The organism is Psychrobacillus insolitus, from assembly GCF_003254155.1.
GTDB lineage: Bacteria > Bacillota > Bacilli > Bacillales_A > Planococcaceae > Psychrobacillus > Psychrobacillus insolitus.
This window is the reverse complement of record NZ_QKZI01000007.1, coordinates 86,528-103,863: the sequence shown is the minus strand read 5'-3', so window position 1 is coordinate 103,863 and position 17,336 is coordinate 86,528. Positions and strand designations below refer to the sequence as shown.

At 36.7% G+C, this 17,336-nt stretch carries 19 protein-coding genes and 1 riboswitch; of the genes, 14 read left to right on the top strand and 5 right to left on the bottom strand.

The genetic code is table 11. The features are described 5' to 3' along the window. Positions 1-196 precede the first annotated feature (196 nt). The 4 genes from C7437_RS13770 (at position 197) to rlmD (ending at position 4,166) form a co-directional block, all read left to right on the top strand. Positions 197-1,543: a cytochrome ubiquinol oxidase subunit I gene (locus C7437_RS13770; RefSeq protein WP_111440339.1), complete on the top strand. Its 1,347-nt coding sequence runs from the start codon at positions 197-199 to the stop codon at positions 1,541-1,543. Continuing rightward, positions 1,540-2,565 (top strand): cytochrome d ubiquinol oxidase subunit II, encoded by a 1,026-nt coding sequence (locus C7437_RS13765; protein ID WP_111440337.1) that lies wholly within the window; start codon positions 1,540-1,542, stop codon positions 2,563-2,565. Before C7437_RS13770 ends, C7437_RS13765 begins: the two co-directional genes overlap by 4 nt. Before the next feature lie 12 nt (positions 2,566-2,577). Continuing rightward, on the top strand, positions 2,578-2,682 hold the full coding sequence (cydS, locus tag C7437_RS17480) for a cytochrome bd oxidase small subunit CydS family protein (protein ID WP_425450570.1): 105 nt from the start codon (positions 2,578-2,580) through the stop codon (positions 2,680-2,682). A 119-nt stretch (positions 2,683-2,801) separates the two neighbouring features. Then, positions 2,802-4,166: a 23S rRNA (uracil(1939)-C(5))-methyltransferase RlmD gene (gene rlmD, locus C7437_RS13760; protein WP_111440336.1), complete on the top strand. Its 1,365-nt coding sequence runs from the start codon at positions 2,802-2,804 to the stop codon at positions 4,164-4,166. A gap of 253 nt (positions 4,167-4,419) precedes the next feature. Here rlmD and C7437_RS13755 read toward each other — a convergent pair whose 3' ends face one another. Then, positions 4,420-5,106, bottom strand: coding sequence for a type 1 glutamine amidotransferase domain-containing protein (locus C7437_RS13755; RefSeq protein ID WP_111440334.1), 687 nt, complete (start codon positions 5,104-5,106; stop codon positions 4,420-4,422). A gap of 74 nt (positions 5,107-5,180) precedes the next feature. On the opposite strand from C7437_RS13755, the gene C7437_RS13750 reads away from it, so the two are divergent. Next, positions 5,181-5,516, top strand: coding sequence for a MerR family transcriptional regulator (locus C7437_RS13750; protein ID WP_111440333.1), 336 nt, complete (start codon positions 5,181-5,183; stop codon positions 5,514-5,516). Here the strand turns inward: C7437_RS13750 and C7437_RS13745 are convergent. Continuing rightward, complete coding sequence (locus tag C7437_RS13745; RefSeq protein ID WP_111440332.1) at positions 5,509-5,850, bottom strand: hypothetical protein; 342 nt, start codon at positions 5,848-5,850, stop codon at positions 5,509-5,511. The two genes, C7437_RS13750 and C7437_RS13745, sit on opposite strands and share 8 nt — an antisense overlap. Before the next feature lie 277 nt (positions 5,851-6,127). Between C7437_RS13745 and C7437_RS13740 the strand changes: the two genes are divergently transcribed. From C7437_RS13740 to C7437_RS13730, 3 genes are all read left to right on the top strand, one after another. Continuing rightward, positions 6,128-6,979 carry a DegV family protein gene (locus C7437_RS13740; protein ID WP_111440330.1) on the top strand — a complete coding sequence of 284 codons (852 nt, stop codon included), beginning with the start codon at positions 6,128-6,130 and terminating at the stop codon, positions 6,977-6,979. A 54-nt stretch (positions 6,980-7,033) separates the two neighbouring features. Beyond that, complete coding sequence (locus tag C7437_RS13735) at positions 7,034-7,543, top strand: YfiT family bacillithiol transferase (protein WP_111440329.1); 510 nt, start codon at positions 7,034-7,036, stop codon at positions 7,541-7,543. A gap of 327 nt (positions 7,544-7,870) precedes the next feature. Then, positions 7,871-8,833, top strand: a complete 963-nt coding sequence (locus C7437_RS13730; protein WP_111440415.1) for a tRNA dihydrouridine synthase — start codon at positions 7,871-7,873, stop codon at positions 8,831-8,833. Between the two features lie 68 nt (positions 8,834-8,901). On the opposite strand, the gene C7437_RS13725 is transcribed toward C7437_RS13730, so the two are convergent. Beyond that, positions 8,902-9,582: a phosphoribosylaminoimidazolesuccinocarboxamide synthase gene (locus C7437_RS13725; protein ID WP_111440327.1), complete on the bottom strand. Its 681-nt coding sequence runs from the start codon at positions 9,580-9,582 to the stop codon at positions 8,902-8,904. A 173-nt stretch (positions 9,583-9,755) separates the two neighbouring features. Between C7437_RS13725 and C7437_RS17220 the strand changes: the two genes are divergently transcribed. The 3 genes from C7437_RS17220 to C7437_RS13715 all read left to right on the top strand — a co-directional run bounded on the left by C7437_RS17220 (position 9,756) and on the right by C7437_RS13715 (position 10,863). Further along, positions 9,756-9,929, top strand: a complete 174-nt coding sequence (locus tag C7437_RS17220; protein WP_245909297.1) for a PAS domain-containing protein — start codon at positions 9,756-9,758, stop codon at positions 9,927-9,929. 44 nt (positions 9,930-9,973) lie between these two features. After that, a complete protein-coding gene (locus C7437_RS17215; protein ID WP_245909299.1) occupies positions 9,974-10,114 on the top strand; it encodes a hypothetical protein in 141 nt (46 codons plus the stop codon). A gap of 227 nt (positions 10,115-10,341) precedes the next feature. After that, a complete protein-coding gene (locus C7437_RS13715; protein WP_111440325.1) occupies positions 10,342-10,863 on the top strand; it encodes a YehS family protein in 522 nt (173 codons plus the stop codon). Between the two features lie 56 nt (positions 10,864-10,919). On the opposite strand, the gene dapA is transcribed toward C7437_RS13715, so the two are convergent. Then, entirely contained in the window at positions 10,920-11,804 is an 885-nt protein-coding gene (dapA, locus tag C7437_RS13710; RefSeq protein WP_111440413.1) for a 4-hydroxy-tetrahydrodipicolinate synthase, read from the bottom strand. Between the two features lie 122 nt (positions 11,805-11,926). Further along, a riboswitch (Lysine riboswitch) is annotated at positions 11,927-12,106 on the bottom strand. A gap of 306 nt (positions 12,107-12,412) precedes the next feature. Between dapA and C7437_RS13705 the strand changes: the two genes are divergently transcribed. Further along, on the top strand, positions 12,413-13,471 hold the full coding sequence (locus C7437_RS13705; RefSeq protein ID WP_111440324.1) for an LLM class flavin-dependent oxidoreductase: 1,059 nt from the start codon (positions 12,413-12,415) through the stop codon (positions 13,469-13,471). A 261-nt stretch (positions 13,472-13,732) separates the two neighbouring features. After that, on the top strand, positions 13,733-16,102 hold the full coding sequence (locus tag C7437_RS13700) for a polyprenyl synthetase family protein (protein ID WP_111440323.1): 2,370 nt from the start codon (positions 13,733-13,735) through the stop codon (positions 16,100-16,102). A 91-nt stretch (positions 16,103-16,193) separates the two neighbouring features. Here the strand turns inward: C7437_RS13700 and C7437_RS13695 are convergent, their stop codons facing one another. Beyond that, entirely contained in the window at positions 16,194-16,688 is a 495-nt protein-coding gene (locus tag C7437_RS13695) for a L,D-transpeptidase family protein (RefSeq protein WP_111440411.1), read from the bottom strand. A gap of 124 nt (positions 16,689-16,812) precedes the next feature. On the opposite strand from C7437_RS13695, the gene C7437_RS13690 reads away from it, so the two are divergent. Continuing rightward, positions 16,813-17,328: a hypothetical protein gene (locus C7437_RS13690; protein WP_111440322.1), complete on the top strand. Its 516-nt coding sequence runs from the start codon at positions 16,813-16,815 to the stop codon at positions 17,326-17,328. Positions 17,329-17,336 lie beyond the last annotated feature (8 nt).

The window sequence follows — 17,336 nt, the reverse complement described above, 5'->3', positions numbered from 1 at the left end:
GTTTTTTGTTTGTCACTATAAATACATGTGTAGTTTTTAGAATATTCGTATTTGGGTGTATAATAAAAAAAAAAGAGGTGATGCGCATGTATAAAAAACAAGAAAAATACTTAATGTGGCTTGCTTTTGTCGTTGCGGGGATTATGCTGCTATCTTTTTTGGGTAAAATAGTTGGAAGTTAGGGGAGGTTTGCTAAATGGGAAATGAAGAATCTGTATTTTTTAGTCGCTTACTGACCGAAATGACGTTATCTTTTCATATTATTTACGCAACCATTGGTGTTGGTATTCCATTAATGATTATGATTGCCCAATGGGTAGGAATTAAGAAAAATGATGAACACTATATTTTACTTGCAAGACGTTGGGCAAGAGGATTTGTTATTACGGTAGCAGTTGGAGTTGTTACAGGGACAGCTATTGGGATGCAACTTTCCTTACTTTGGCCGAACTTTATGGAGCTAGCAGGAAATATAATTGCATTGCCGTTATTTATGGAAACATTTGCATTCTTTTTTGAAGCAATTTTCCTTGGTATTTATTTATATACATGGGACCGTTTTGAGAATCAGAAAAAACATTTATTATTATTAATACCAGTAGCAGTTGGCGCTTCTTTTTCAGCGGTTTTTATAACTATTGTGAACGCATTTATGAATGCACCACAAGGGTTTGATCTTGTAGATGGTGAGCTAGTCAATATTAGTCCACTTCTAGCGATGTTCAATCCGGCTATGCCAACAAAAGTAGCACATGTGGTTGTCACAGCTTATATGACTTCTGCATTTGTTTTAGCATCTATTGCAGCTTTCCGATTATTAAAAGGATCGAATCATATTTATCATAAAAAAGCACTGTACTTAACAATGAAGGTAGGGCTTGTTTTTGCTATTGCAACAGCTATTATTGGGGACTTCTCAGGTAAGTACTTAGCAGAGTATCAACCTGAAAAACTAGCAGCTGCAGAATGGCATTTTGAAACTGAAGGGAATGCACCCTTAGTCTTGTATGGTGTACTTGATGATGGAGAAGTGAAATATGCTATTAAGATTCCATTTGCTTTAAGTATTTTGGCACATGCAGATCCTACCGCTGAAGTACTTGGTTTAGAAGAGTTCCCTGAGGATGAAATTCCACCATTGTATATTCATTATTTGTTTGATTTAATGGTGACAATTGGAATGAGTATGGTCACTCTTTCTGCTTTGTACTGGCTAGGAAAACGATTGAAATGGGCATTTGTGGACTCGAAATTGTTCCGCTGGCTTATTGTGTTAGGTGGTCCTGCATCTATCATCGCAATTGAAGCGGGTTGGTGGTTTGCAGAAGTAGGAAGACAACCTTGGATTCTTAGAGGGCTGATGCGTGTGGAAGATGCTGCAACAACAAGTGGAGATGTAGATATCATGTTGTACTTATTTGCAGGACTTTATATTGTTCTCGGAATTGGAAGCATTGTTGTATTAACTCGTATGTTCAAAAAAAATCCAGTGGAACAAGAGCTAAAAGATCGTCATGCTGAAAAAGGCGGGGATATTTTATGACATTAGAAATCATTGGGATTACTGTGTTATGGACATTTTTGTTTGGTTACTTGATTGTGGCATCTATTGATTTTGGAGCAGGTTTTTTTAATGCATATAGTTTACTTACTGGACGACAACGTATATTGACGAATATCATTCAACGTTATTTATCGCCTGTTTGGGAAGTAACGAATGTATTTTTTGTATTTTTCTTTGTAGGAATTATCGGGTTTTTTCCAAAAACAGCATTTTACTATGGCACGACTTTACTTGTACCAGCAAGCATCGCATTGATATTACTGGCTATTCGAGGGTCATATTATGCATTTGAAACATATGGTTCGAGGGGACATAAAGGCTATTCGTTTATGTACGGTATAGCAGGATTGTTTATTCCAGCTGCGCTTTCTACTGTACTGACGATTTCTGAAGGTGGTTTCATCAATGTGGTAAACGATGCACCTTCATTAGATTATGATGCGCTTTTCTCTAGCCCTTTAACTTGGGCGATTGTTGTACTTAGTTTATCATCGGTTCTTTATATTTCGGCAGTATTTTTAACATGGTATGCGAATACATCAGGAGATAGAGAAGCAACGAATTTGATGCGGAAATATGCACTCATTTGGGCATTTCCAACGATTATTACTGCAATCGGAATTATGGTAGAGTTAAGCTCACATAATCCAGAGCATTATAATAATATGCTCGATATTTGGTGGGCATTTGGAATATCGTTCTTATTATTTATAGGAACGGTCTGGCTCTTATTTAAAAAGAAAAATTACGGAATGGCATTTTGGATGCTTGGTGGCCAGTTTTTAATCGCGTTCTTCGCGTATGGGTTTGCACATCTTCCATATCTGTTGTATCCGTATTTAACAATCTATGATAGCTTTACGAATGAAGCAATGGCTATTGCCTTGATTGTCGCATTTATCGCAGGGCTTGCGTTATTAATACCATCTCTGTATTTATTGCTACGCCTATTCTTGTTCAATAAAGACTATGTACGTGGGAACAAAGACAATCACGCATAAGGAGGAGCGAACATGACTAACTTTCTCATATTTTACGCACCATTTATCGTGCTAATCGCTGCAATAGTTGTTGCATTTTGGGTAGCTTCTAAAGATGGAGCAGTTAAAGAAGAATAGTCCACCTTGGCCTCGAGAAATCGAGGTCTTTTTCTTTCGTATTGGGAAACACCATTGAGCGCAAAATGTTGTTGATTTTTGGTATAATGAAACAATCATAATAAGAACGGAGAAATATAGTGAATACACCAGTAAAAAAGAATGACCAACTAACAGTTCATATAGAAGATTTGACGCATGACGGAGCAGGAGTAGCGAAAGTAGATGGATATCCACTGTTTATCCCAGGTGGATTGCCAAATGAAACGGCAGAAATCCATGTGTTAAAAACCTTAAAAAATTATGGCTTTGCAAAATTAGTAAATATAGTCGAGCCGTCTCCATTTCGCGTAGAAGCACCATGTCCTGTATTCTCAGAATGTGGAGGCTGTCAATTACAGCATATGACATACGAAGGTCAGCTTACATGGAAAGAAAATATGGTCCGTAATGTCATGCAACGTATTGGTAAAATTGACGTGCCTGTGCTTCCGATAAAAGGAATGGAAAAACCATGGGAATACCGCAATAAATCACAAATTCCATTCGACTTAGAAAATGGACAAGTAGTTGCAGGCTTTTATCAGTCCAAATCGCATCGCATTGCAGATACAAATACATGTTTGATCCAATCAGATGAAGCGGATCGTTTATTACGAGCTGTGAAAGAAAAAGCAATTGAGTTAGATTTAGTACCTTATAATGAAGAAACGAAAAAAGGTCAACTGCGCCATCTGGTCGTACGTAAGGCAAATGCAACTGGAGAAGTGATGGTTGTGTTAGTAACAAAGTATCCAAAGTTATCGAAAAAGGATGCAATTATTGAGTTTATCAAATCAGTAGAACCGAATGTAACTTCGATTATGCAAAACGTGAACAATCAAAATACAAATGTGATCTTTGGCGATGAAACGAATGTACTTTGGGGTAAATCAGTTATTGAAGATCTAATCGGAGATGTACGGTTTGAAATTTCAGCTCGTTCGTTTTATCAAGTAAATCCGGAACAAACAGAAGTACTTTATAAACAAGCATTGGATTACGCACAGCTTTCGGGAGATGAAACAGTGATTGATGCTTATTGTGGAATCGGGTCCATTTCTCTATTCCTTGCACAAAAGGCAAAACAAGTGCTTGGCGTAGAAATCGTTCCACAAGCAATTGAAGATGCAAAACGAAATGCCGAATTGAATGGCTTCACAAACACATACTTTGAAGCAGGACCTGCAGAAGAAATCATTCCAAAATGGTTCAAAGAGGGAAAAACAGCAGATGTACTAGTAGTCGATCCACCAAGAAAAGGATGTGACGAAGCACTACTGACGACAATTATTGAACAACGTCCAAAAAGGGTAGTATATGTATCTTGTAACCCAGCAACACTGGCACGGGATCTTCGTATTTTAGAAGATGGTGGTTATAAAACACAGGAAGTACAGCCGGTTGATATGTTCCCTCAGACGACACATTGCGAAGCTGTCGCTTGGCTTGAACTAGCTGACTAATCCTACATTAAGCGTGCTTTTCAACGCACGCTTTGTTGGGCTCAGTCTTTGGTATAGCTAATTTAATATTGTTGGAAACATAAAAAGCAGACGGTTTAGAAGTGCGATAATGCACTTCTAAACCGTCTGCTTTTACTTGTTAGTTTATGAATTAAGCGAGCTGAGATTGTTGGTGTCAGCTCTGTAAGTGGTTGTTTAGAATTTTATTGAGGAAAAAATAGATGTTTTCAACCTAACCTTACATAGGAAAGCTTTACATTGATTTTAATAATTGAATTACCTCTTTGGCCACTGCACCACCTGATGCTGGATTTTGTCCAGTAACGATGCGATTATCAGCTACAGCAAACACTGCCCAGTCTTCGCCTTTTACGTAATTAGCCCCTCTACGAACAAGTTCAGCCTCAGTTAAAAATGGTACGACTTTATCTAACCCAACGGCAATTTCTTCCGTATTGGCAAAGCCAGTCACTTTAGTATCTGCGATTAAATAATTACCTTCTGCATTTTTAATATTTAATAACGCAACAGCCCCGTGACAAACAGCTGATACAACGCCGCCATTTGCGTGAATTTTGCTCGCAATGCTTTGTAGGTTTTCATCTTCTGGGAAATCCCACATAACACCGTGACCACCTGCATAATAGATAGCATCATAATCATTTGGGTTAATAGCGTCAGCCGATAAAGTAGTACTTAGCTTATTTAAGAAATCATTATTTGTATAATATTGCCAATCCAATTCCGTCATTTGATCAGCTTGTAGGCTGTGTGGGTCAAGTGGCGTGTGACCACCTTTAGGGCTTACATAATCAATTTGATAGCCTTCCTTTTCCATTTCAGCTGCAAAGTGAACAGCTTCCCCTAACCATAATCCTGTTGCGCGTTCTAAATTTGGATATTTAGAAATATTCGTTACTACTACTAAAATCTTTTTCATTATACATTCTCCTTTTGATTTGATACTATCAACCTTAAAGGTTCAACCATACTTTAAGTCAAGGAGGATGCCTCGTGTATACAATTCAACAAGCTAGTCTCTTAGTTGAAATTCCAGCAAGCTCAATTCGATACTATGAAAAAATAGATTTAATTCCACCAATAAAAAGAAATACACAAGATTATCGAATATTTGATGATCAAGATATCGAACTCCTAAAATTAATCAAATGTTTTCGAAATCTGGGCATGTCGATTGAGGATATACGAGAAAATATTTCAACTCTGAATTTAGAACAGGAAGAGATTAATACGCAAGCTATATTAGTTCAGCATAAGAAAAAATTAGAAGAGCAAATTGAGGTATTAAATTCTTATATTCATGAAATCGATGGGAAAATAGTTACTTAAATAGAGGATTACCTGTTCGGATTGGACGGACAATTGATAACTTGGAATGGATTGGATATAAATGTAATAGGGAATCTAGCAATGGGATATCAAAAATTGTGAAACAGATTAGACAGCTTACTGAGTTACCTATGCTTAGTACATCACTAACTTCAATTTCAACTTCGAGACTGTTCGTTAATCGAACACCATAAAGAATATTTTCTTCTTCAACAAATAGTTGCTTTAGTTCAATTAGCAACAGTTGAAGACGAATAAGAAAAAGGCTCGATTCCACTAAAATAGGAACCGAGCCTATATAATTAAACCCACCAGCACCAATGTGTTGCCACATACACTCCACACATTGTGAGGCTGTTGCGTGGTTGGAATTAGTTTAATTAAGTAAAGCAAATAAGCAGATGGTTTAGAAGTGCAATGATGCATTTCTAAACCATCTGCTTTTATATTATCGAGAAGCTTAATAGACCTTGTTATTTAGTGTTGACATTCAATTACTTATAGAAATTTCTGACTACTTAAATGAATAATTTCCACTTCTAGTGTATATTTAGGATAAATAAAATAAATAAGTACGCAGGAATGGGTGCGTTAGTAGAAAGGAATGTAAAATGAGAAGGATTATTTTATCGACTGAGAGTGGCGCAGATTTACCGAAAGACCTGGTTGAAAAACATCAAATTCAAGTAGTACCGATGCATATCATCATGGATGGGAAGGATTATTTAGATGGTGAGCTATCTGTAGAGAAAGTTTTTGATTATCATAGTCACACTAAAAAAATACCATCTACAACAGCAACGAATGTACATGAGTATCATGAATTGTTTACGAAAATTAGAATGAATTTTCCTGATAGCATTATTATTCACATTGGATATACGTCAAAAGCATCTGCTTCCTTTCAAAGTGCCTTGATTGCAGCCGAAGATTTTGAAGATCTTTTCCTAATTGATACGCTGAATGTTACTGGTGGATTAGGTGCAATCGTGATGTATGCGGCAACTATGCTTGAGGAAGAACCTTCTATTAGTCATGTTCACTTAATAGAAAAAATAGAATCCGTTGTTCCTAAAACAATGCTGGCATTCATTCCCGGCAGTTTAGACTTTCTAAGAGCGGGTGGGCGGGTAAGTAACATTGCTTATATTGGAGGGTCCTTGCTAAAAATAAAGCCTTGCATCGAACTAAAAGAAGGAAAGCTTGTTTCAACTAGAAAATATCGTGGGAATATGAGCATAGTTGCGGAAAAGCTCATGCGAGATTACTTAAAGCAATACGATATTGATAGAAAACAGCTGTATTTGATCTATTCTATCGGACTTGATGAAAGTATTAAGAGACGAATGGATGAAATCGCAAAGGAAACAGGTTTCCAAAATGTAACATGGATGCAAGCTGGTGCAATGATTTCTACCCATGCTGGACCTGGAGGTTTTGGGATTGCAGGAATAGAACATTAAAAATCTTAGTTGGAGTTATTGAAAAATAAGAGTATAGGGAAAAGGGGTTTAAAAATGGATGTAAAATACCCAATTGGAAAATTACAAGTTCCTGAAAAAGTAAAAATTGAACATGTTCAAGAATGGTCAAAAGAAATCGAGACGTACACGATTCGACTAAGAGAAACTGTGACTTCATTAAGTGATGAGGAATTAAGCAAAACTTATCATGAAGGTAGCTGGACAGTTCGTAAACTTGTTCATCACATTGCAGATTCTCAGTTGAACATGTATCAACGTTTGAAGCTTGCCTTAACAGATGACAACCCAACAGTACCAACTTTTGATCAGGATAAGTGGGCTATTCAACCAGATACAGAGCTTCCTGTAGAAAGTTCTATTAAAATGTTGGAAGGTATAAATGAGCGTATCGTATCTTTAGCAAAAAGTTTAACTGAAGAGCAATTAGAACGAGCATTTACTCACCAAGTAAACGGCAAAATAACAGTGGCAACAAAAGTTGCAAAACTAGCTTGGCATGAAGAGCATCACTTAGCTCATATTAAAATTGCATTATCAAAATGATACAATATATAATTTAATATTCAATAAAACATAAAAAGCAGACGGTTTAGAAGTGCGATCATGCACCTCTAATTGGCCGTCTGCTTTTACTTCTCAATTTCCAAAATGAAAATCTAATTGAATAGGAAACTTGTGTGAAGATAAAATAAAAAAGCTAGGTTATACTATAAAATGACTTAATTACTTTAACCCATCGACATCTCTTAAATTCAAATAGATTAAACATGCATAAGTGTAAAAAAGTAGGGATATTTTTGCTATTAATTTATGGGATGAGAGTTTGTCAGTGTACCCCATAATGTATGATGAGAGGATTTGAATTTGAATATGACAGAAAATTTTTGGCGTGATTTACCGCGACCATTTTTTGTACTTGCACCAATGGAAGATGTGACGGATGTTGTTTTTCGTCATGTCGTAAGTAAAGCAGGTAAACCGGATGTGTTTTTTACAGAGTTTACTAATACGGAGAGCTATTGTCATCCAGAGGGACAGAAAAGTGTCCGTGGACGATTGATTTTTACAGAAGACGAACAGCCAATGGTTGCACATATATGGGGAGATAAGCCAGATCATTTCCGTCAAATGAGTATTGGCATGGCAGAACTAGGCTTTAAAGGCATAGATATTAATATGGGCTGTCCTGTACCGAATGTAGCAACGAGAGGGAAAGGAAGCGGCCTTATCCTTCGCACAGATGTTTCTGCAGAGATAATTCAAGCAGCAAAAGCGGGAGGATTGCCTGTCAGTGTGAAGACTAGGCTTGGCTACACGGATTTAGAGGAGTGGCAGGAGTGGCTTACACATATTTTGAAACAAGACATCGCAAATCTTTCTATCCACCTTCGTACTAGAAAGGAATTGAGCCAAGTAGATGCGCATTGGGAGCTGATTCCAGAAATTAAAAAATTACGTGATAGTCTCGCACCGAATACGCTATTAACTATTAACGGGGACATTCCTGACCGCGAAACTGGACTGAAGCTCGTAGAACAATATGGCGTAGATGGGGTTATGATTGGGCGTGGTATTTTTAAAAATCCATTTGCATTCGAAAAAGAGCCGAAAGAGCATAGCACGGAGGAATATCTTGATCTTCTAAGACTGCAACTCGATCTTCAAGATCAATATTCAGAAGAATTGCCACGTTCAATCACAGCACTGCATCGCTTCTTCAAAATATATGTCAAAGGATTCCGTGGGGCAGGTGAATTAAGAAATCAAATGATGAACACAAAGTCAACGGATGAAGTACGTGCATTGCTCGATAACTTTAGAGAAGAAATGTAAGCGTCAAATTAATGCCCACCTGGTATTTCAGGTGGGCATTAATTAACACTTCATTAAATTGTAGTTACTTATAAGAACAGTTTTTCTAATACTAATGGTTCGATATATTTTCCATCTTTATAAGCACGCATGTTACCACCAGAGATTTCATCAATCAAAACAATTTGTTTATCTAGACCTGTACGGCCAAATTCAAATTTAATATCGTATAACTCAATGTCTTTTTTAGCTAGTTCTTCTTTAACGACATTTCCGATTTGTTTTGTTAATTCTTTTAATACTTTATATTCATCTTTTGTTAAGACTCCGAGCATATCTAAAGCATCTTCACTAATTGGCGGGTCTTCGCGTTCATCGTCCTTAAGTGTTACTTCGACGAAAGCATCTAATGCTTGCCCTTCTTCAGCGTATAATCCGTATCTACGTAAAAAGCTTCCTACTGCACGGTAGCGGCAAATGACTTCAAGCCCTTTTCCGAAAACTTCAGCAGGCTTTACAGTCATTGTCGCCTTTTCGATATCAGCATCAACATAATGAGTTGGAATTCCTTTTTCTTTCAATACTTCAAAAAAGTATTTTGTAAGTTTTAATCCTGCTCGTCCAGCACCTTCGATTGACAAACCAACCGTATTGGCACCTGGATCGAATACACCGTCAACACCTGTAACATCATCTTTAAATTGTAGGAGATAGTTGCCACCTTCTAATTCATATACATCTTTTGTTTTTCCTGTATAAATATGCTTCATGTCAGATCTCCTTTATGATTTTAGAAATTAGTCTTTATATTATAATAAATCAAAAAATATAGTTGTACAAGTATATGAGTAAAATATGCCCATTGAGAAACTTCGCGCAACATCACATAGAGTGACGGTTGGAGTGGCTTGTGCAGGTCAAGGTTTTACAAAGGGTAGAAAGAATGGATGCTTCAGGAAATCAGGTTTGGTTGGAAGCTACATATATGCCTGTCTTTGCAGAGGGAAGTAGTAAAGTCATTGGGGTTTTAAAAATAGCGACCGATATTACCAATCGTCAAAATTCAATTGAACAAGTAGCGGATGATTTGAAACAAATGTCAGCAGGTTTGATGTAGTTGCAAAGGAAGTAAGAAAACTCTCTGTTCAAGTAGAGCATTCCATTTCTGAAGTAAAAGAAAATATTGAAGGCATTGTTAGAGAAATTGAACAAGTGACCGAGAACATTACACGTGTATCTCAAAATGTAGAAGAAACACATGAACAAATTCATTTAGCTATACAAGATTTCGCGGAAATTTGATTTTTGCCATATTCGTTTGTTATTGTAATAATAAACCTTTGTTATCAACTCAACCGGTGTTAAAATGAAGTCCTGCTCTTTTTACCTATTTTACTTGCTACTTACACCTTATTCCTATTATATTTTGGGGAAAGCCACTTAATCATGATTGTATTCGCAATGCTTTGTATGTAAAAGATGTATCTTTATATTATGACAACAGAGGTAATTTTAATGGAGGTTTATAGATGGAGAATAATGATATATTAATCAGATTGAGATATGCACTAGATATAAAAAATAAAGACATGGTAGAAATTTTTAAACTAGGTGGCGTAGAAGTTTCAAAAGAAGACGTATTAAAAATATTAACCAAATCAAAAGATGAGTATGACGATGATGAAGAAGTAGTGGAAGATGAAAATCATATAAAATGTAATAATAAAATGTTAGAATCTTTTTTGAATGGTTTCATCACGCATAAAAGAGGCAAACAGGATCCAAAACCAGAACAAGAACAACCTGCAAATGCGGAGCCTGTAGAACAGCATAAGGACCACGTGAATAATATGTTGCTGAAGAAACTTAAAGTAGCTCTCCAATTAACAACGGAAGATATGCTAGATATTTTGCATGATGGCGGTATTGTTGTATCAAAAGGAGAATTAGGTGCTATTTTAAGAAAATCAGGGCATCGTAATTATAAAGAGTGCGGGGATAATTTTGCACGAAAATTCCTAAAAGGGTTAGCTGTGAAATATAGGTCATAAAAAAAGAGCAAATTCCAAGTTAACATGGAATTTGCTCTTTTTATTAAAATATTTAATTATAATGTTACTTTTTCCTGTAAATTAAGAGCTTGTTGTAAAGTAATTAGCTCCTCAGGATTTAAAGGAATCATAGGTAAACGAACGCCACCGACAGGGATACCTGTTAAATTTAAAGCTGCTTTTACAGGTGATGGATTTGGAGCAGTAAATAGTGATTTCATAATAGGTAATAGTCTACGATGATCCCTAGCTGCCTCTTGGATATTGGCATTTTTGAAATTTGTGACCATAATTTGCATTTCATTCCCAATAACATGGGACGCTACAGAAATGACACCTACTCCACCAATCGATAACACTGGAATCGTTAAACCATCATCACCGCTATACAATGAAAAATCATCAGATGTATTATTTATTATTTCGGACATGGCATCTAAATCACCACTTGCCTCTTTAATAGTAACGATATTTGGAACTTTTGAAAGGCGAATAACTGTTTCCACAGATATGTTGGTAACACTGCGTCCGGGAACATTGTATAGCATTACCGGCAAAGATGTTACCTCTGCAATTGTCTTAAAGTGCTGATATAAACCTTCTTGGGATGGTTTGTTATAGTATGGGGCTACGAGCATAATGCCATCGACACCTGCATCTTCTGCAAGTTTTGTTAGTTCGATCGATGCTTTAGTATTGTACGATCCAGTACCAGCAATTACTGGAACCCTTCCACTTACAACTTCTACAGTAAATTTGAATAACTGGACCTTTTCTTCATCTGTTAATGTTGGAGATTCTCCTGTTGTACCGGATACCACTAATCCGTCCGTTCCGTTTGATAGTAAATAATTAATTAAATTTTTTGTAGCTTGAAAATCAATGTCACCATTTTCATCAAAAGGAGTCACCATAGCAGTTAAAATTTGTCCGAAATTCATTACTTCTCCACATCCTGTATTTTTATTTTTAACATTAGAGGGAGAAGGGCAGTAAGTAAATTTACGCAAAAAAGCAACAACGAGGGCTCGTTGTTGCAGTAGAAATAATAAATTATTTCTGTGCGTAAGATAGCCCTCCATATAGTTTCCTATATGACAATTCTGTGTTTGTTCAACAACAGAACCAGCGTCGAGAAAATTGAGATTCCTTCCACTTCGGCAAATTCCCCTTTCCACAATTGTCATAGGATCTCAATATCCTCCAAATGTGTACTGATGGTCTTTGCGCCTCTATCCTTACTTCAAAAGTTCTTGAAATAAGAGAATATATAATGATTAGAATCATACCTGTTTTCTAATAGAATTGCAATAGTTTACTTGTTTAAATATTCAATTAAATTAAGTAGTTACTGTCAATAATTTTCTTCTATAAAGTCATACTATGTTTGAAGTGGAGAAAGGGGAAACATCATGACCCGCGTTTGTCTTTAAATAACCTCAAAATTGAAAATAAATAGGATGATAATGTATGATAACTATGGACATAACAATTTTAAATAATACCATGAACAAAATTTCACCGGAAATAGAAAGAGGAGGCAATAATAATGGAGATTGGTTTGACAACGTTTGTAGAAACAACGCCAGATGTAGAAACAGGTAAGGTAATTAGTCATGCTGAGCGAATCCGTGAAGTTATAGAAGAAATTGTATTAGCAGATCAGGTAGGATTAGATGTTTTTGGTGTGGGAGAACATCACCGGAAAGATTATGCATGTTCAGCGCCAGCGGTTCTACTAGCCGCAGCTGCGTCTCAAACAAAGCAGATCAGACTGACAAGTGCGGTTTCGGTGTTATCATCTGACGATCCAGTGCGAGTATTTCAGGAATTCTCTACGCTAGATGCGATTTCAAATGGCCGAGCAGAAATTATGGCGGGTAGAGGTTCTTTTATCGAGTCTTTTCCTCTATTTGGCTATGACCTAAAAGACTATGATGAATTGTACGAAGAGAAGTTAGATTTGTTATTAAAAATAAGGGAATCTGAAATGGTTACATGGAGTGGAAAGCATCGCCCATCTATTCAAAATCGGGGTGTTTATCCACGCCCTGTTCAAAATCCACTACCTGTATGGATTGCTAGTGGTGGAACTCCGGAATCTGTTGTTCGTGCAGGTGTTCTTGGATTACCATTAGTATTAGCGATTATTGGAGGTAGCCCACTTCAGTTTGCACCACTCGTGGAACTTTATAAGAAAGCAGCTAAACAGGCTGGACATGACGTATCTAAATTGACAGTTGCATCGCATTCTCATGGATTCGTTGCCGAAAGTACCGATATTGCAGTGGACAAATTTTTCCCACCTACTCAAGCGTCTATGAATGTCTTGGGCCGGGAGCGTGGATGGGGTCCATATACTCGTGGAACCTTTGATGCTGCACGTAGCCTAGAAGGAGCTTTATATGTAGGTGATTCGAAAACGGTCGCTGAAAAAGTAATCTTCCTTCGTAAAAATGTGGGCATCACACGCTTTATGCTTCACACACCAGTAGGGTCGATGCCTCATAGAGACGTGATGAAAGCAATCGAACTACTAGGTAAAGAAGTAGCGCCTATGGTTCGAGAAGAAATAGATAGGTGGGAAGCAAATGGTGAAAGAGAGTAATAAATATAATAAACAAAATTAACTAGGTTTAATGGGTCACAGATATACATAAATCTGTGACCCGTTTTTATGTTTACCTGTATACTTATTTCTATCCTCTTTTTTATTTTATTTGATTATGAAGCTACTGGTCTACTCATAGAATTATACAGAAAGAAAAAAACGTGGAACAATACAGAAATTAAGGCATTAAAGAGGGGTAGTGAAGTATTATCCCTATTGATCTCAAAATGGATATATTAAGTGAAGGTGAGTTATGGAATGAACGATAAGTTTATAATAAATGCCGATGAATGCTATCAGAAAGCTGAGCAAAAGGCTGCTCATTATTTTAAGACACTGAATATGCAAGTCATGCAAAAGAATTATGTCCAGACCTTAACAGACGATATACAATTGTGGAAACATAATCACATACATCAATATTCAATATTATCCCTTTTTTCACGCGGGAAGAGAAAACCTGATTCTAGTGGGTATCACAAGTATATAAGCTGGCTAGATTATACAGGGAAACTAGATAATTACCTAGATCGAAGTATGTCCTATATTTTTATGAGGGATCTAGGGAAAGCATTGAACTCACCTGACACACAGGAAAGAATTCGTTCTGTAGTTGATAGTTTGAAAATTCATCTGACAAATCGAGAGGAAAAAGAAGAGACGTTTAGTATGGCGGGTTTGTACCGGACTGCCCAGAAGGAAGGCGTTGAATTGAGTCTAATCTGGTTGATGAACAAACTAAAAACTGTATCCTCTAATCTTCCAAAGGAAATGGATGCTGAGCAAGCAAAGCGAAAACTCATTAAAATCATTGCTGGGGTAATCATGCAAGAGATTGAAGAGATGAAAGGTGACATATCTCCTGAAGAACGTACGCAAAAACTCGATAAAGCGATTAGGCTTGGCTATTCTTATGGCTTGACTTATCCATTTATTGACGATCTTCTAGATGCCAAAATTTTATCCACTGAAGAGGAAAAACTATATTCCGAATTGATACGAACTACACTTGTTACTGGTGCTGTACCGGAACTTACAGAGTGGGTTGGAGAAAATGAGGATCTGATCAGATATATTCATTCGGAGCTCCGAGATGCTTTTGAGTATATTAAGGACCATCAACGACAAGAGACAAGACAACACTTTTTCGAGCAATCTTATGTGTTTTTTAATTCGCAGGAAGTGGACCGTGTAAAGGATCTATCAAATGCAAATTACACGAATGAAGAACTTTATATACCGATCATTTTAAAATCTGCTTCTTCTCGATTGATTGTTCGTTCTGTAATCGGTGCTTCTGAGGATAAGGAATTTGACAATCGAACATTTTTTTATGGCATATACAATCAGTTGGCGGATGATTTTGCAGATATGTTTGATGACATGAAGGATGGTGCGGTAACACCTTATACTTACTATTTAAAATATCACGATAAACGTAAGGATCTCATAAACCCTTTTGAATTGTACTGGACAGTAATCTCGAATCTGATTCATAACGTGTATGACTCAGACGCTAAAACTCGTGAGGTGATTTTGGACCGGGCTATAAACGGGCTGAAAAGATTTAAAGAACGAGTAGGTAATGAAAAATACAAGGAAGTTATGCACCTATTTGCTTCTGGTAATCCTAAATTCAATCGACTGCTCCAAGACATGGTTCGAAAAGCAGATGATGTAGATTTCTTTGATAAACTACTTCGAGATCATATGATTACCACTTTAAAAAATGAACGGAAGGAGCAGGAGGACTTTTCCAATACAATCAAGACCGTACGCAATCAGATCAATAACATATTAAATATCCCCAAGACTGAGAATCTATCTTTTGTGTACGATCCGATAATTGATGCTGCAAATTACATTCTTGAAGGTGACGGAAAGCGGTTGAGACCGATCGTGAGTTGGTTCATGGGTGTAAATGTATATGGATTGAAAAGTTCAGCAATCGAGCCACTACTAAAGTCATTGGAATATATGCATACTGCATCTCTCATAATTGATGATTTACCATCCCAGGATAATGCATCCACTCGTAGGGGGCGTCCAACTCTCCATGAGGTGTATAACGTAGCCATATCAGAATTAACTGGTCTTTATCTGACTCAGAAGGCTATCAGTGAACAAACGGCTCTAGATCAATTCGATTCGAAGACGGTACTTAAATTGATCCAGTATTCAGCTCAAGTAACAGCCGATATGTGTAGAGGGCAAGCGATGGATTTAGATTCCCGAGGGAAACACATGACATTAGAACAGTTAAATATGATGTGCTTTTATAAAACTGGACTAGGATTCGAAGCTTCTCTTTTAATGCCAGCATTTCTTGCAAATGCGAAGGATTCAGAAATGGAAGCTTTGAAAAAGTTTGCTCGTCATGCAGGCATTGCATTTCAAATTAAGGATGACTTGCTTGATGTTGAAGGAGATCCAACTTTACTCGGAAAACTCACTGGCAAGGATGCGGAAAATAATAACTCCACTTTTGTATCAATATTAGGGGAGGAAGCTGCCAAAAAAGAGATGTGGGAAAACTACTGTAGTGCAATGGAAACATTAAAAGATATTCCACGTACTACTACTTTCTTGAAGCATTTTTTGAATTACATTATAAATCGGGACCATTAAGTAAATGGTTATACAAAACTTGAATGTGTTCAAAAGAGACTACCCAAAAAAAGTCAGGTTTAAATGACTTTTAAGGGTAGTCTTTTCTAATTCATGGGTGTATAAAAACCGGCGTTCCTATTGGAATAGTTCGAGCTAATTCCTCTACATCTTTATTGTACATGCGGATACAACCATGTGATACTGCTTTACCAATGGAACTTGGATCATTCGTTCCGTGAATCCCATAATGTTCTTTTGACAAACTCATCCACATTGTTCCAAATGGTCCACCTGGATTAGGTGCTTTATTAATAATGATAAAATCTCCAATAGGTGTATTGTATAACATTCTTCCAACCGCAATAGGGTATTGTTTTTGCAAAACGCCGTCTCTTAGTAATCGTAGCCATCGATTGTTGATAGAAATTTCGATTTGATATGGGAGCGTATTAGGATCAGGGAATCCTGGAATTACGATGGATTGCCCAATATAAAGTACATTTGGAGTGATGGATGGGTTAGCGTTAATGATTGCAGATAGAGGTGTACGATAATCTCTTGCTATTTGACTCAGTGTTTCCCCTTGTTGAACAGTATGAATCAGTGTAAACACCTCCGTTCGTGTAAGCTTCACTAATGCATTATATGTTAAATGAAAATAGAGTTTCATCATCATGCATTTTTCGATATACTACCGGTAGGTAATGACTTAATCTGGAGGGATTTATATGTATGATCCAACAATTTATGATAATTTGAAAGTAGCATTTGAAAATCATGTGTATGATCTAGATAATTTAGATCACAAAATTAATATTACTAACCGAGTTGATCGAATGGATTTTTCCATCCTTAAAAAGGATTTTGCCATTCAATTTAAGCTAGTGGAGCAGCCAGATGTAACAGCAGAAATTGTTTTAGAAGCTTCTTTAGAAGATCTAGCAGCGGAAATATTGGAGGAGTCTGGTAAATTCCCTGGTTGTTCCTTGTTATTACGTTTTTACAAACATGTTCAAAATATACCCAAGCAGTGCGATGAAATCGAGCAAGCACTAAACGGAATATGGGAATCTGACATCCAGGTCACTCAAACACTGAGCTTTGTGTATAAACAAGAAGCATCAAGTTACTTAGACATTATTGAAGTGGCAATTAAACCTAAAATTAATGAAGAAAATATAGATGAAATTGCAGATTTTCTTGATCATGTATTAGGAACATTGGAAGTATTAAATGAAATATAGATAAAGGT

What these genes read in the sequence shown, in the direction of transcription:
- C7437_RS13705 (WP_111440324.1), top strand. Translation starts at nt 12,413, where the DNA reads ATGGAGATTGGTTTGACAACGTTTGTAGAAACAACGCCAGATGTAGAA.
- C7437_RS13690 (WP_111440322.1), top strand. Translation starts at nt 16,813, where the DNA reads ATGTATGATCCAACAATTTATGATAATTTGAAAGTAGCATTTGAAAAT.
- C7437_RS13735 (WP_111440329.1), top strand. Translation starts at nt 7,034, where the DNA reads ATGGATGTAAAATACCCAATTGGAAAATTACAAGTTCCTGAAAAAGTA.
- C7437_RS13725 (WP_111440327.1), bottom strand. Translation starts at nt 9,582, where the DNA reads ATGAAGCATATTTATACAGGAAAAACAAAAGATGTATATGAATTAGAA.
- C7437_RS13765 (WP_111440337.1), top strand. Translation starts at nt 1,540, where the DNA reads ATGACATTAGAAATCATTGGGATTACTGTGTTATGGACATTTTTGTTT.
- C7437_RS13770 (WP_111440339.1), top strand. Translation starts at nt 197, where the DNA reads ATGGGAAATGAAGAATCTGTATTTTTTAGTCGCTTACTGACCGAAATG.
- cydS (WP_425450570.1), top strand. Translation starts at nt 2,578, where the DNA reads ATGACTAACTTTCTCATATTTTACGCACCATTTATCGTGCTAATCGCT.
- dapA (WP_111440413.1), bottom strand. Translation starts at nt 11,804, where the DNA reads ATGAATTTCGGACAAATTTTAACTGCTATGGTGACTCCTTTTGATGAA.
- C7437_RS17220 (WP_245909297.1), top strand. Translation starts at nt 9,756, where the DNA reads ATGGATGCTTCAGGAAATCAGGTTTGGTTGGAAGCTACATATATGCCT.
- C7437_RS13745 (WP_111440332.1), bottom strand. Translation starts at nt 5,850, where the DNA reads ATGTGGCAACACATTGGTGCTGGTGGGTTTAATTATATAGGCTCGGTT.
- C7437_RS13755 (WP_111440334.1), bottom strand. Translation starts at nt 5,106, where the DNA reads ATGAAAAAGATTTTAGTAGTAGTAACGAATATTTCTAAATATCCAAAT.
- C7437_RS13715 (WP_111440325.1), top strand. Translation starts at nt 10,342, where the DNA reads ATGGAGAATAATGATATATTAATCAGATTGAGATATGCACTAGATATA.
- C7437_RS13740 (WP_111440330.1), top strand. Translation starts at nt 6,128, where the DNA reads ATGAGAAGGATTATTTTATCGACTGAGAGTGGCGCAGATTTACCGAAA.
- C7437_RS13700 (WP_111440323.1), top strand. Translation starts at nt 13,733, where the DNA reads ATGAACGATAAGTTTATAATAAATGCCGATGAATGCTATCAGAAAGCT.
- C7437_RS13730 (WP_111440415.1), top strand. Translation starts at nt 7,871, where the DNA reads ATGACAGAAAATTTTTGGCGTGATTTACCGCGACCATTTTTTGTACTT.